The sequence below is a fragment of the Acetobacterium wieringae genome (assembly GCF_023700225.1).
Lineage (GTDB): Bacteria > Bacillota > Clostridia > Eubacteriales > Eubacteriaceae > Acetobacterium > Acetobacterium wieringae.
Genome location: NZ_CP097897.1, coordinates 2,579,631 through 2,594,599 on the forward strand (window position 1 = coordinate 2,579,631; position 14,969 = coordinate 2,594,599).

Consider the following 14,969-nt stretch of genomic DNA (forward strand, 5'->3'; position numbering starts at 1 on the left):
CCTCTACCTCCTGATTATATTTGCAAGTATGATCGCTGCAATTTCTTCAATTGCTTTTGATGTGACGTCAATGACTGTACACTCCAATTTATCGAAAAGCTGTTGTGCTTTCTCTAACTCCAACATTACTCTTTCGTAACTTCCATAATTTGATGTTCCGGTGAGCCCCATGGCCCTGATTCTTTCTGAGCGGATACTGACCAGATGGTTAGGATCCAGAATCAGCCCAAATATTTTATGTTTTGGTATTTCAAATAATTCTTTTGGCGGTTCAACTTCTGGCATTAGCGGAATATTGGCTACCTTGTAATTATTGTTGGCCAAATAAATACTGATTGGTGTCTTAGAAGTTCTTGAAACGCCAATCAAAATAATATCCGCCTGATCCAGACCGGAGGTGTTTTTTCCATCATCATATTTCACCGCAAATTCAATGGCCTCGATTTTTTTCATATAGTGGGCATCCAGCTCCAGGCTGGATTTGAGGTTCCTGACCGGTTCTTCTCCGGTGATGCTTCTCAGCGTCTCCATCAGCGAGCCCATCACATCGTAGATGGGTACCCCCTTTATTTGGGACTCGGTTTCCATATGATGCTTTAATTCGATTGAAGCAAAGCGATACACCACCAACCCATTTTCCTGTTTTGCCAAATCCAACAGGTAGTCAATACTCAGCTTATCATCCACAAAGGGATGAAACCGCACTTCCCGGATGGAGTTTTCAAATACGCTTGTACCTGCTTTTACCAGCAGCTCACCAATTTCGGTAGGCGTATCGGAAACAACGAATATTACTATGCTTTTCAAGTTTCAACCTCATTCTTCAACACTTTTCCCCATGTTTACCACATAGCGGGTAATATTTGTTCGTGACACCTTACCAATCAGCACCAACCGCTGTACACCCTTTTCGTCAATTTCTTTGGTGACAATGGGCAGCGATTCCACCTCATAAAACATCGTTTTATAAGCGGCATCATAAACAGATTCCGTTGGTTCCAGATAAATAATATTGGGCATTCGGGTCATGATCATCGGGATGGGCAGCGATTCTACCTCTTTTCTCCCAATCATGGCTTTAATAAAATCCTTACGGGAGACAATCCCGGAAAGGTACTTTCCGTCGACCACATATAAGGTTCCGGCATTTTTTGTAAACATCGTAATAATACCATCATAAATCGAAGAGGTTTCCTCAACCACTGTTGGCTCGGTTTGAATGTCCATGACGTTAATGGTTTTGATATAGCTCCCCAAAATGTGAAGCAATGATCGCCCCGTATAATAATAGCCGACTTTTCGTTTTGCTTCTAAAATACCCATCATAGTGAGTATTTTAAGATCCGGCCGAATCGTCGCCCGATTGATATTAAGCAGCTCCGAAATCTCATTGCTTTTCACGGGTTGCTTTTCTTTGACAATCTCGATTATTTCTTTCTGTCGATTTGATAACTCCATTTCCAACCCCTTTCACTGTTTTATTAAGTATAACACATATCTTTATATTGTAAACATATAAAATAATTATTTGATCTTTGTTGATAATTTTTTATCATTATGTTTGTATGTAACCTTTTTCATATCACAATTGATTCGGATAAGCCGTCGTAAACTTTATCACCAATTCGAGTGACATTCTTTAGTTCTTCCAATTGCTTAAATCCACCATTTTTTTCCCGGTAATCAATGATCCCTTGGGCAATCACATCACCGACGCCAGGCAAGCTCTTCAACTCTTCCAGACTGGCAGTATTAATGTTTACTTTATCATTCTCGCTGGACACCGCTGTTGCTGATACCTCGCCCATAGCAGGAATGTGAATCTTCTCTTCATCCTGAATTTTTCTGGCCAGATTCAGCGAATCCACATCAGCCGTCTCTGTTAAGCCACCCACCAGCTCAATGGCCTCAATCAACCGGGCTTCGGGTTTTAAAGAAACAACACCCGGCTGTTTCACTGCCCCGGTAATATGAACCATCATTTGCCCCTGATCCGACTGGTTGTTTTCGTCTGCGCCATTTTCTAATGCAGTGGCATCGGAAATGCTGATTGCAGTGTCACTACTTTCTTTAAAATGATACCAACCCCAAAAAACGCCCAAAAAACAAGCACGATGAGAATGTACAGGATTTTATTGCGATCAAGCTTATCCATACTACACTCCCAGAGGCTGTGCTTCCCATCGGCCTTTTTTCAGTACCCAATATTCACGATAGCCACATTCTGCTAAATATTTTTCTGCCTGGTTATATTCATAGACAATTCCCTCAACTGAATGGCTATCGCCACCGACTGTGATCGGAATATTTCGTTTTTTCATCTCCGGTATCATCCAATCAGAAGGGTAACGTCCCACTCCGGGTGTCCGCATATTTGCACCGGTGTTAATTTCCATCCGGGTCGATGTTTCTGCGATACCATCCAGACACACGCATACTGTTTCCTGATACCAGTCCTCATTTTCATCAAAAAAATAATTATTCTGATTATATTTCTTGATTAAATCAATATGTCCCAGAATCTCCGGTTCAAATGTTTTTGCCATGATCTCGATACTTTGGTAGTAATCCTTAATAAATTTCCGGGTGTCACCCCGATAGTATTTTTTTAGGCCTTTTTCAAAGTCCTGCGGGGATTCATCAATATAGGATACCGCATCGCCAGTGGTTATTCCCATGGCATGAATCGACATAATCGTATAATCCAGCTGGGGCCTAACCACTTTAGCCAGATCACTGATATCCTGACGATCGATAAAGAAATCAATTTCCATACCACAGTAAAGTTCAATTTGTGATGCATACCTTGTTTTCAGATCGTTAATATCATTAAGATAAGCTTCGACATTTTCTTCCTTCATTGTCCAGTCATTTGCAAAAGGTAAGGGGAAATGGCTGGACAGACCCATACTTGTAAGTCCTGCCGCTATTCCGGCCTTCACCATTTCTTCAAGGGTATTTTTACCATCGCAATAATCTGAATGAACATGATAATTTGCCAGTAACATTTTGATCCCTCCAAAAGTTTGCATGTGATGATTGTATCATGACATGTAGTGTAAAGCAAATAAAAAAAAATTGTCGAATCGACAATTTTTTAATTTGTTTATAGAATTTTATTAAGAAAGCTTTTTGTTCGCTCTTCTTTAGGATTAAGCAGTACTTCTTCCGGGGTGCCTTCTTCGCAGATGACCCCTCCATCCATGAAAATAACCCGATCGGCTACTTCCCGGGCGAAACCAATTTCATGGGTAACAATCAGCATTGTCATCCCTTTTTCAGCCAATTGCCGCATGGTTGCCAGAACTTCGCCAACCAGTTCAGGATCCAGCGCTGAGGTTGGTTCGTCAAACATCATAATTTTGGGATCCATGGCCAAAGCTCTGGCAATAGCAACCCGCTGTTGTTGACCACCGGATAAACGGGATGGGTACTCATCTTTCTTTTCAAAGAGACCAACCATACTTAATAAATCCAGGGCTCTGGTTTCAGCTACTTTTTTATCCTCTTTCTTGACAATCAGAGGAGCAATAGTCACATTGTCCAGTACCGTCAAATGAGGAAAGAGATTGAAATTTTGAAAAACCATGCCCAAATCGGTGCACAAGGACTGCACGGTGACCGGATCAATCTTCATCAGGTCTTTATTGTTGGCCCGTTTATCGGACAATACATCTTCAATGTAAATTTCTCCGTCAGAGATCCGTTCCAGATGATTAAGACACCGTAACATGGTACTTTTTCCTGAACCGCTGGCACCGATTATACAGACGACTTCGCCCTGCGAAACCTCGAGATTAACACCCTTGAGCACTTCCAAATCTCCAAAAGACTTTCGTACGTTCACTAATTTTACCATACTCATATTTTTTTCCCTATCTTTCGTAAATTCCCAGTTTCTTTTCCATCATATCAAATACAACCTGAATAATCGTTGTTAAGAACAGATAGATGGCGGCATAAATGTAATAAATCCACGATCCGGTCGCACTCGCCATTGTTTTGGTGGTTCTCAGCAAATCAAATAATGCAATGGTCGATACCAGTGACGTATCTTTTAACAGCATAATCAGCTCGTTACCCAAAGGAGCAACCAGCCGTTTATAGGTTTGGGGGATAATAATTTTTGTCATCGCCTGGCGATAACTCATTCCCAGGGCTTTAGCCGCTTCCATTTGCCCTCCATCGATGGACTCAATGGCCGCCCGGATAATTTCGGCCAGATAGGCTGTGGCATTTAAGGAGAACGCCACAAATGCTGCAATCATTGGATTGACTTCAAATGTGATACCCGTTGCATCCAGATAGATTATCGGGATGGCATAATAAATAATGAATAATTGGAGCAATAAAGGGGTTCCTCTAAAAAACCAGATATAAAACCAGGATAGGCCATTGGCTACCTTATTTTTTGAGAGTCGCCCAAGAGCTACAATTACGCCGAAAATCGCACCAAAAACGATTGCTACTAGTGCAATCTCAATTGTTACAATGGTTCCGTTTAAAATTGCCCATAATTGGATTTCAGTTAACACGTTGATCTTCCCTTCGTCATAAAAAATTTGAACAGCGCTCCATGTCAGACTGCAGACAAAGCCTTTTTCATCTCGGATGACGCTTCTAATACCGCATCACAGAAAAAGACATTAACTCCTTAATTACTTTGTCTACAACCCTCACGAAAATTTGCTCAGGTGTATATTGACACATACAGACTGGCCAAGTTTGAGACATTTACCAGTACGCTGCTGTCTATAAACATATGAACAGGACTTGTCACAGCAACTGTACCAAGTCCTATTCCATTTATTTATTCAATTATTGATAATCCTATTCAATGACTACTAGTTCAGTGTCAATATCTTTTGTCATATCTTGACCAAACCACTTCATTGAAATTTCTGACAATTTGCCACTTTCCTGCAAAGCTTTAATGGCTTCATTATACTTTTCGGTTGTCGCCGTGTCCGCTAAACGGGAAGTAATCCCAATCGGCTCATTGGTTAAAACATCAGAGCTGACAACATAGAGATCAGGATTCTGAGCTACATAGTACATGGCGACCCCGACATCAGTGATGACGTTATCGATTTGTTTACCTTGAAGGGCTGCAAATGCATCCAGCATTCCATCAAATTTTTTAATTTCAACATTGACGCCTTCTTCAACCTTTAATTTTTCGGCTGCGATATCAGCTGTGGTTTCAATCTGAGCACCCAAAGTTTTTCCTTCAAGTTCTTTGAATGTTTTAACCGGGGTTGCATCTTTTCGTGAAACAATTACAATCCCGTTGGCAACGTAAGGATCAGACATACTGAAACCTTCAAGACGTTCAGGTGTTATACTGGTGCTGGAAATGATAGCATCGTATTGCTTTGCATTTAAACCGTTGAAAATACCATCCCAGGCTACTGTCTGGAATTCCGCTTTGACCCCTAATTCTTCAGCTAAAGCGTTGGCAAAGTCAATATCAAAGCCAACCAGTTCGTTTTGATCATCTCTGAATTCCATTGGCAGGTAGGTATCATCCACACCGATACTTAACACGCCATCGGCTAATGCATCTTCTGATGTTTTTGATCCTCCGGAAGAACAACCAGTCAGCATCAATGCTGATAACAATAAAACAACCAGTGATAAACCTAATAATTTTCTTTTCATCGTTTCTCCTTTCTAAATTCCTAATGGTGTTAATTATATATTATTTTGTAAACATTAACAAGTTTTTTTGAAAGCTGATGCATATTTAAACGTCCTGCAGGAAGCATTATTCACTTCTCAGGAAAAGGTATTAATAAAAATCCCAATAATGTTAAGCCCACCCAGCCAGGTGCCAATACTGCTTCCCAGATTGGCAAATACCACGACCATCAGCACCTTAGTCACCTTATTGCGCCAGAGGCCTTTGATACTACCCAAGTCTTTAGGCAAGGATTCAAAATCTTCCACTTTGGGCTTACGGAAATGCGCTTCGGTCATGCCAGCAAACCATCCTGCTGCCAGTAATGGATGCAGGGTCGTAATTGGAGCCGCTACAAAAGCTGTCAATACCGATAGAATATGCCCACCTGCCAGCAGGGTGCCCAACGCTGCCAGCAGACCAGTCCAGAGAATCCAGTTTTTAGCTTGCTCCCATCCCGAGCTGGGACTGGCAATAAAGGTTACCACAATCAGCGCCAGCAAAATAATCGGGATCATCCAACCAATCACCTTGCCAACATTGGATTTCGGTGGGATCACCTCCAGCTCGGCAATATTCTGGTCTTTAAAAATTTCTTCTTTGATCCCCGGCACGTGAGCCGCTCCCAGCACGGCCACAACCTTATGTCCCGGAGCATGCTTGATTTTATAGGCTAAATACTGATCCCGCTCGTCGACCAGATATTTTTTGACGCCTTTAAAAGCCGAACCCATTTCTGACAGTGCGGCCGTCAACATATCATCGGATTTCAGGTTTTCGAGATCTTCTTCAGTAATTTCTTCATCATCCACCACACTGAGAATAATCGAGAACAGCACCTTGACCTTCTCCCATAAACTGCAGCCCCGCCAGATTCGGTTAAAAGTAATCTGGATGCTGCGATCAGCCAGTACCAGCTCCGCTCCGTACTCTTTAGCACAAGCAATTCCTTCCATCATTTCCTGGCCGGATTCAATTCCGAATTGTTCGGCCAGCTTACGCTGGTAGTTGGACAACAGAATATTGACAAACATAAAACCCGCCCGTTTGCTTTTGATGATCTGAACCAAGTCCGTATTGGACCATTTGTCTTTCTGGTTAATGGCCTCGTAGCGCTGCTGATCCAGTTCAATGCAGATGGAATCCGGCTGTTCGTTTTTTATGGTTTCCCGAACCTCATCGACGCTGTTTTTGGAAACATGAGCCGTCCCAATCAAAATCAATTCTTTGCCATGATAACTAAGCCGTGTAATATTTGATTCCAATGAACTTCCTTTCTTCAGGCTCAATAGAAAAAACTGGTCAACGCAGTATGATTTAACTCAATCACGCTGACCAGCTATTCTGATGCCTAATTGCTGCATTTAATATAGTATTAAGTCAAGTAAAGTTTTTACATCCAATCCATTAATATAATCAGACAGCACTACCTCTTTGAGGATCTCTGACAGCGCTTCCTCGGTCGGTTTAACCCCAATCAGCAGCGTTTCCAGTTCCTGAATGTCCCCATTGCCAAAATAATCGCCATAAAAGTGAAGCTCTTTGATTTCACCCTTTTCAACCTGAAGCAAAACTGTAATCAGACCAAAGTCGCATTTTCTTTCTTTTCGCAAATTATATCGAGGCGATTTTCCATAATTCCAATCCCATGTTGCATATTTTTCTGTTTTCAACTGTTCAATCGCCTGGATTTCTTCCTCTAAAAGGGTGATCATTTCCAAATTGTCATTTTCAAACATCGCTTTTAGCAACGCTGCTTTAAAATCTTCCAGGGTATAGTCTTCATCCAGGTAGTCGACAATGTTGGTGACCCGACTTTTAACTGATTTGATCCCCTTGGATTCAATCTTATCCTGCTTTACTTTCAAAGCACTCTGAATGGTAGCCAGATTTGAATTGAATAGGATCGTACCGTGGTGGAGAATCCGCCCCCGTTTAGCATATTGGGAGTTGCCGGAAAATTTCTTTCCATCGATGGCAAGATCATTCCGGCTGTTGAATTCTGCATTGACCCCCAGCGTTTTAAGCGCTTCCACCAGAGGGCGGGTAAAGGTCTGAAAGTCAAACTGTTCCTGACCCGCTTCATTAACAATAAAGGTGAAGTTGAGATTTCCTAAATCATGGTAAACTGCCCCACCACCAGAAAGGCGACGAACAACCTTGATATCATTTTCTTTGATATATTCCTGATTAATTTCCTCAATGGTGTTCTGGTGTTTTCCGACAATTACGGCATTATCGTTCTGCCACAACAGAAAATAACTCTCGTCTTTATCCATTTGATTAAAGACATATTCTTCAAAGGCCAGATTCTTTTGTGGGTCGGTTTCTTTCCAATCAATGTATTTCATAAAAGCTCCGGCTATTATTTAATCTCAGTAACCGAACCACGAATATGAACCTCATGCGGTACATAAACATTTTTAACGGTCCGATCGCCATCTTTTTCGCACAGCTTGATCAGCATCCGCATGGCAATCGCGCCGATATCGTACATCGGCTGAGCTACTGTGGTAATCTGCGGTCTGGTCCATTCCGCAATCCAGAAATTGTTAAAGCCACAGATGCTGATGTCTTCAGGAATTTTCTTGCCCATTTCTTCAGCACAGCGAATCGCCCCCAGTGCCGTCTGGTCATTAAAACAGAAAACGCAGGTGAAATCGATCCCGGAATTAATGGCTTCCTGCATCATCGTGTAACCACCGGAGAGACTCAGTTTTTCTCTTAAGATGCGGCTGTCATCAAATTCGATGTTATTTTCTTCAAAGGCTTTAATAAAACCTTTTTTTCGTTCCTGATAAATATAGCCTTCTTCCAACTCATCAAAGAACAACATGAATTTTTTGTGGCCCATTTTTATCAGCTCAGTCGCCAACTCATAGGCTGCTGTTTCATTATTAATCAAAACGCCACTGAGCACGCCACTGTCATCAGGAATACAACCTAAAACAACTTCGCTGGGCGCATCAATCAACTCAGCCTGCATTTCGTCACTGAGATCTTTACCCACATAGATAATTCCATCGCATTGTTTTTCAACCAGCACGTTCAGCGATTTTTTTTCTTTTTCAGGATCAAAGTCGGTATTACTTAAAATGATATTATAATGATAGATGCCACAAACATCTTCGGCGCCCCGGACGATTTCGGTATAATAAGGATTAGTAATATCCGGGATCATGATTCCCATGGTATTGGTTTTCTGAATTTTCAGACTTCTGGCAATGGCATTGGGTTTGTATCCGGTTTTTTTGATGGCTTCCAATACCCGTTCCTTGGTTTCTTCGTTTACTAACGGAATATTATTAACAACTCGGGATACTGTTGCAACGGAAACATTTGCTTCTCTGGCAACATCAACGATTTTTACTCTCATCTCTTTTCCTTTCAAAATTCACAACAACAGATGCCTGCGAAGCACTTATTTGCTTCGCAGCCACCTATATTATTAATGCCAATAGTTAACGGCCTCCACCTCTTTGATGGCATCCAGAATCAGCTGAGGTGATCGGCGACATTTTTCTTCTGAAACGGCGCAGGGTGCAAAACGGAGACCTTTTCCCAATGCCACAACAAAGGTGTTATTTTCCATTAAACGACTGCTGACTTCCTGGGGTTTATCACAGGGGATACTGATAAAAAAGCCATCGCAATAGGTAACCATTTTCAGGCCGATTTTATTGGCTTCCTCCACGAAAGCAGCGGCCCGACGTCTTAAAATGCTTTTATAGAAGCTCTGCTCAGCCATTGCCTGATTATATAATTCGTCATTACTGAAAATCTTCGTGATGGTTTCCATCGCTCCCCGGGTGCCGTTTGACCAGTTACCACGGTTGGAATAGGTGCAGGCATTGGCAAATTCATCGGCAATCTCTGCGGTGGGCGCCACACAGAGAATGGCGCCGTTTCGCAGTCCATACATGGTATAACCCTTGGAGCAACTAAAGGCATAAAGGGTCAAAATATTATGCGGCATCCCCGTCAGCATTTTCATAAACTGACGAGCCTCATCCCCTTCGCCAGCAAAATCGATATAGGCCAGATCCACCAGCAGAATAATTTTAGACTCCGGCTGAGCGGTGGCGGTTTCGGTGACAAAGGTCTTGATCGCTTTCCATTCCTCCAGGGAAATGGTATAGCCAGTGGGATTATGGGCTGGGGTATTAAGAACCGTTAATACCCGCTGCTGTTTTTCCAGCAGCTCCAGGATGCTTTTTTTCCAGCCTTCTAAATTGAATCCACCCGCTTCATTATAAAGTGGGAAGGTTGTGACTTTGCGATGATTTTCATCGGCAATGGTCGCATAAGCGACCCAATACCAGTCTGTCAGTAAGATTGTATCTCCCAGTTCGGTATAATTACAGAACGAATGGCGGACTGCTCCGGTTCCCCCCGGGGTTGCCACCGCCCGAATATAACCTTCTGGTTTACAGTTTTTAAAACAGGCTTCCGTGATCTTTTCTAAAAAATCCGGTTGCCCGGCTAACCCAGAATAATCGGCAATCAGGTGATTCGGCAGGCCTTTTAAGGTGTCATACACTGATTTGAATGTTACCAATTCGCCATCATCGTCCATCAGTGCTCCGATGGTTGAATTAATAACGGCTTCCGGTCCCAATTCTTTGGTACGGTTTGCCGCTTCTCCGGCGATTCGAAAGATCGGATCAGTACCACCTGCTCTTAATGATGTTTCAATAACCATTTGTGCTTTTTTCATGTTTCCTCCCACTAAATCCATAGCTTATTTGCGAATTTTTTTCTTTCAGTTTCGTATAAATTGGTTCCTTTGATGTCAATCACGACAATCGCCGGAAAATCTTTAACTTCAATTTTTCGAATTGCTTCCGTTCCCAGATCCTCATAGGCAATGATTTCGACTGATTTGATGCAATCCTGCAATAAGGCCCCGGCACCGCCGACACAGGCAAAATAAACGGCATCATTACTTACCATACTATTGATGACCCGTTCACTTCGATTTCCTTTGCCGATCATACCAGCCAATCCACGATCCAGCAGTTCCGGGGTATACGTATCCATCCGACCACTGGTGGTTGGTCCGGCTGAGCCAATGATCTCTCCGGGTTTCGCAGGACAGGGCCCAACATAATATATAATTTCATCAGTAAAATCCATCGGCAAAGGCAAACCTTTTTCCAGCGCTTCAGTCATCCGCTTGTGAGCTGCATCCCGGGCTGTATATATGATCCCGGAAATCCGCACATGGTCACCGGCTTTTAGTTTTTTTCGATCCTTTTTAGTTAAAGGTGTTCTGATCTCTACAACAGCCATTTTATAATTCCCTTTCCACATGTCGATTAACGTAACAGGTGATATTAACCGCCACCGGCAGACCGGCGATATGGGTCGGAAAGACTTCCACGTTAACCCCAAGTACCGTGTTGATTCCCCCAAGTCCCATTGGGCCAATTCCCAAAGCGTTGCTGGCTTCAAGCAGATATTCTTCCAGCGCTTCGATATGTTCCAGCGGATTGTGTTCACCCAAGGGTCGGCTCAAGGCTTCTTTGGCCATGATCGCCGCTTTTTCCATGGTACCGCCAACGCCCACCCCAACCACAATTGGTGCACAGGCATTAGGACTGCCAGTCTCCACGGTCTGGAGCACAAATTCTTTAACCCCGGCCATCCCATCTGCCGGTTTAAGCATCTTCAGAGCACTGGTGTTTTCGCTGCCAAAGCCCTTGGGTAAAATCTTTATTTTTAAGCCATCACCAGGTACGACCTGATAATGGATCACCGCCGGGGTATTATTGCCGGTATTTGTTCGGATAAACGGGTCGGCAACCACGGATTTTCGCAGATAGCCTTCTTCATAACCTTTGGCGACGCCAGCCTGGAGGGCTTCTTCAAGACTGCCACCCTCGATGATCAGATCCTGACCGAACGTGACAAACATTACCACCATGCCAGTGTCCTGGCAAATGGGGATATTTTTATTTTTTGCAACTTCAAAATTACTGAGCATGGTTTCCAGAATCTCTCTGCCATTTTCAGATTCTTCTGATTGCCTAGCCCGACGCAGCCCCTCTATCATATCATCTGATAAAAATGTATTGGCTTCAATACACATTTCAGCTACATGATCGATAATCTGCAAAACTCCAATTTTTCTCACTGAAATCTCCTTGTTGTTTAATATTTTCTATAGATTATCAACTTGATCATCACACTCTTCTTCAATTTGCTTTGCCTTCTCTTTGCCAACTCTGATGGAATGAATCGAAAGATAGATCCCACCAAAGAGAATAACGAAATAAAAAGTAATCAGACGCCAGAGAATCATCGCGACTGCAGTATTGCCGGGTCCGTAAATGGGCCCAAACAATAATAAAAAACCTGCTTCTGCCCCGCCAGCGGCTCCTGGGGTCGGCACAAAGGCCACTGCCACATAAAGAATCGCTTGCAGGGAAATAATCGTCAGCGCATTGGTTTCATTCAAACCCAATGACCGATACACCCAATAGTTGACTGAATAGAATACCAAGATCTGCACGATTGAAACAACAAATAGTTTTAAGGTCTGCAGTTTATGGTTTTTTAAGGCATCAATGGCGATCTGGTATTCCTTAATAAAGTGATTGACTTTTTCAAAATATTTTTCGGCATTTTTTATGATGTGAAGCGTCAGTAAAAGACGCACACAGCCAAGCATAATCGCTTTGGCAGCATTGGCATTAAAGGCCAAAATAAAGATCAGTACCACTCCGGCGATGTTTACGATTAAGCCTATGGCAATCAGCCATTTGGCGGCATCCAGACTCTGGTGCAAGGCTGTAATGCTAAAAATGGTGGCGATAATGGCCAGAAAGGTAACCGTTACCTGATACAGTGCATATTTTTGCACCAGCACCGCTGTTCCGGAACCGATTCCATAATTTTTTTTCGACATTTCATAGAGCTGCAGGGGTTGACCCCCGGTGGCACTGGGGGTGATCAGATTATAATACTGACCAACCATGGTCACTGTCCAGGCAAAATGAAAGCTCTCATCGGGATTATCCCGCCGCATCAATTTTAGCAGCATATATGCTTCCAAGATCCAATAGATGAAAACACAACCAATCCCCAAAATGAGACAATAAACATTGGCTTGTTTAATTGTTCTTAAAAAGGTTTCGGGATCAACTTGTGTTAAGATTACAATTGCTGTTGCACTGATTAGAAAAACAAAGAACAAATAGTTCGAGTATTTTTTCCAAAACTTTGATTTCCAGAATTTTTCTTTACTTCCTGTTTGATCCATTGTGTACCATCCTGATCTCGATTAAATTAATTATAACATACTGTTATGGTAAAGTAATGTAATTTTCAGCTATTTTCATGAAATTTTCATGAAAATAGCATCCTAAATCAAACCCGCAAAATCATGCTGCCGCAGCGCTTCATATAAAACGATATTGACAGCATTTGACAGGTTCAATGATCGGGCCTTTTCATGATTTCTCATCGGGATACGAAAGCGATTATCGGGATGGGCTTCATGGATTTGGCTGGGAATCCCGGCGGTTTCCTTTCCGAACATCAAAAAAGCATTTTGATCATACTCAATTTGATGGTAAAACTTAGTGGCTTTAGTGGTCAGAATATACAGTTTGGCATCAGGATTCTTTTCCTGAAACTGATCAAAGGAGTCATAGACGCTGACATTGACAAGCTCCCAATAATCCAGGCCGGCCCGCTTTAAATGTTTTTCGTCCAATGAAAAACCCAGGGGTTTGATCAGATGCAGATTCGTCTCTGTCAATGCACACGTTCTGGCAATATTTCCGGTATTTTGGGGGATTTCTGGTTGATAAAGTAAAATATTCATGTTCTTCCTTTTCATTTTAAGTTATTGATACCTCTTATTATAATCGAAAAAAGCCCAATTTCTTTCTTTTTTTTAAGTTCATCCTGGAAGACCGGGATGATCCTAATGCCAACAAAGAAATTGAACTTTTGTTACTGGTCATTTTTATTCATTATTTATTGCAGGGTATCCCCTTTAATCGTGTTTTTCTTTGAATCCGGCTTTTGATTACTTTTTGGCAAAACAATTGAAAAGGTACTGCCTTTGTTGGGGATGGAGTCAATTTTTATTTTGCCATTATGCTTTTTGACAATATAATCAGCGATATTCAAGCCCAGCCCAACACCGCCGGTTTCCCGGTTTCGGGCATCGTCAACCCGATAAAAACGGCTGAAGACTTTAGCCTTCTCTTCGTCCGTAAGCCCAATTCCAGTATCCTTAACCTCAATCACCAGGTGGCGCTTTCCCTGAACCAGACATAATTGAACCTTTCCACCGACTGGTGTGTATTTAATGGCATTATCCACTAAAATCCGGACCGCCTGTTTGAGTCGTTCTTCATCGCCCCGGTATTGGATCCCAGGCGAAATATTCTCACTGAGTTCAATTTCCTTTTCGTTGGCCAGTTCGGTCATCAGCTCAACCATTTGCTGACACATCGAGGATATGTCAAATACTTCCTTGTCGATGGCCAGGCGCTGATTTTCAGCCTGGGCCAAGAGCAATAACTCCGAAATGAGTTTGGCCATCGTTTCCCCTTCACTGGCAATATTGTTCAACCACTTCATGTTATCCTTGATCTGTTCATCCTCTTTGAGCTTCAGCACCTCAACATTGGTTTGAATAACCGTCAGCGGGGTTCGCAGTTCATGAGACGCATTGGCAATAAATTTCTTCTGATCCTCAAAGGTGTCTTTAATCGGCTGCAGGGATTTGCCAGCTAAAAAATAGCTGATGGGAATCAACACCGCAATCGATCCTAAGCCAATTAAAAACAAAAATGAAATGACATAGGCTATAATCGATCGCTCCGTCGAAATTTGCTGAAAGACCTGGAGCACATAGTCGTTGGAATTATTGGAATAGGGTAAGGTATAAACCCGATACTCAACATTGTCTGAGATTAGCAGATTGAACTGCGGAGTGTCCTTTTTTTCAATCGCCAGCTCGTAGCCCATCATAATCAGATTGCGGTCTTCGACCTTCATCGATTTTACAACATGGCTGCTGTCCCACATAATAAATTGATAACCGAATTTATCATGAACCGAATCCCCGGAATTGATCGGTTGAGCGGTAGTTTGGCCGTTGTTTGAAATGATTTCCTTGGCCACCGTAGTCAAATACATTTCTCCGGAAAGCGTAAGACTCCAGTTTACTAAAAAACCCAGCAGAAAGATAAACATGAACATGAAGATAACCAGAATCAAGGTATTAAACATGGTGATCTTGCGTTTGATTTCTTTAAACATGGGCCTT

16 protein-coding genes are annotated in these 14,969 nt (G+C 42.4%); all 16 read right to left on the reverse strand.

What is annotated here, in order from left to right:
* Positions 1-3: 3 nt before the first annotated feature.
* The 16 genes from CHL1_RS12485 to CHL1_RS12560 all read right to left on the reverse strand — a co-directional run bounded on the left by CHL1_RS12485 (position 4) and on the right by CHL1_RS12560 (position 14,962).
* A complete protein-coding gene (locus CHL1_RS12485) occupies positions 4-807 on the reverse strand; it encodes a pyruvate, water dikinase regulatory protein (protein WP_243134864.1) in 804 nt (267 codons plus the stop codon).
* A gap of 9 nt (positions 808-816) precedes the next feature.
* Positions 817-1,458: a helix-turn-helix transcriptional regulator gene (locus CHL1_RS12490; RefSeq protein ID WP_084633531.1), complete on the reverse strand. Its 642-nt coding sequence runs from the start codon at positions 1,456-1,458 to the stop codon at positions 817-819.
* A 119-nt stretch (positions 1,459-1,577) separates the two neighbouring features.
* The gene (locus tag CHL1_RS12495; RefSeq protein ID WP_250933207.1) at positions 1,578-2,102 is read right to left on the reverse strand and encodes a helix-hairpin-helix domain-containing protein; all 525 of its coding nucleotides are present in this window, start codon (positions 2,100-2,102) and stop codon (positions 1,578-1,580) included.
* A gap of 54 nt (positions 2,103-2,156) precedes the next feature.
* Positions 2,157-3,008, reverse strand: a complete 852-nt coding sequence (hisJ, locus tag CHL1_RS12500; protein ID WP_250933209.1) for a histidinol-phosphatase HisJ — start codon at positions 3,006-3,008, stop codon at positions 2,157-2,159.
* Between the two features lie 98 nt (positions 3,009-3,106).
* Complete coding sequence (locus tag CHL1_RS12505) at positions 3,107-3,865, reverse strand: amino acid ABC transporter ATP-binding protein (RefSeq protein WP_070370539.1); 759 nt, start codon at positions 3,863-3,865, stop codon at positions 3,107-3,109.
* A 10-nt stretch (positions 3,866-3,875) separates the two neighbouring features.
* Positions 3,876-4,535, reverse strand: coding sequence for an amino acid ABC transporter permease (locus CHL1_RS12510; RefSeq protein WP_250933211.1), 660 nt, complete (start codon positions 4,533-4,535; stop codon positions 3,876-3,878).
* Between the two features lie 295 nt (positions 4,536-4,830).
* Complete coding sequence (locus CHL1_RS12515; RefSeq protein WP_148638711.1) at positions 4,831-5,661, reverse strand: transporter substrate-binding domain-containing protein; 831 nt, start codon at positions 5,659-5,661, stop codon at positions 4,831-4,833.
* Positions 5,662-5,778: 117 nt separating this feature from the next.
* Entirely contained in the window at positions 5,779-6,945 is a 1,167-nt protein-coding gene (locus tag CHL1_RS12520) for a TraB/GumN family protein (protein ID WP_250933213.1), read from the reverse strand.
* A 99-nt stretch (positions 6,946-7,044) separates the two neighbouring features.
* Positions 7,045-8,031 carry a lipoate--protein ligase gene (locus tag CHL1_RS12525; RefSeq protein WP_250933215.1) on the reverse strand — a complete coding sequence of 329 codons (987 nt, stop codon included), beginning with the start codon at positions 8,029-8,031 and terminating at the stop codon, positions 7,045-7,047.
* A gap of 14 nt (positions 8,032-8,045) precedes the next feature.
* A complete protein-coding gene (locus CHL1_RS12530) occupies positions 8,046-9,056 on the reverse strand; it encodes a LacI family DNA-binding transcriptional regulator (protein ID WP_070370535.1) in 1,011 nt (336 codons plus the stop codon).
* 72 nt (positions 9,057-9,128) lie between these two features.
* Positions 9,129-10,397 carry a pyridoxal phosphate-dependent aminotransferase gene (locus CHL1_RS12535; RefSeq protein WP_250933217.1) on the reverse strand — a complete coding sequence of 423 codons (1,269 nt, stop codon included), beginning with the start codon at positions 10,395-10,397 and terminating at the stop codon, positions 9,129-9,131.
* Positions 10,398-10,408: 11 nt separating this feature from the next.
* On the reverse strand, positions 10,409-10,972 hold the full coding sequence (locus CHL1_RS12540) for a Fe-S-containing hydro-lyase (protein ID WP_250933218.1): 564 nt from the start codon (positions 10,970-10,972) through the stop codon (positions 10,409-10,411).
* 1 nt (position 10,973) lies between these two features.
* The gene (locus tag CHL1_RS12545) at positions 10,974-11,816 is read right to left on the reverse strand and encodes a fumarate hydratase (RefSeq protein ID WP_228882855.1); all 843 of its coding nucleotides are present in this window, start codon (positions 11,814-11,816) and stop codon (positions 10,974-10,976) included.
* A 27-nt stretch (positions 11,817-11,843) separates the two neighbouring features.
* The gene (locus tag CHL1_RS12550) at positions 11,844-12,944 is read right to left on the reverse strand and encodes a lysylphosphatidylglycerol synthase transmembrane domain-containing protein (RefSeq protein ID WP_250933220.1); all 1,101 of its coding nucleotides are present in this window, start codon (positions 12,942-12,944) and stop codon (positions 11,844-11,846) included.
* Between the two features lie 102 nt (positions 12,945-13,046).
* Positions 13,047-13,511, reverse strand: a complete 465-nt coding sequence (trmL, locus tag CHL1_RS12555; protein WP_250933222.1) for a tRNA (uridine(34)/cytosine(34)/5-carboxymethylaminomethyluridine(34)-2'-O)-methyltransferase TrmL — start codon at positions 13,509-13,511, stop codon at positions 13,047-13,049.
* Positions 13,512-13,666: 155 nt separating this feature from the next.
* On the reverse strand, positions 13,667-14,962 hold the full coding sequence (locus tag CHL1_RS12560; RefSeq protein ID WP_250933224.1) for a sensor histidine kinase: 1,296 nt from the start codon (positions 14,960-14,962) through the stop codon (positions 13,667-13,669).
* Positions 14,963-14,969 lie beyond the last annotated feature (7 nt).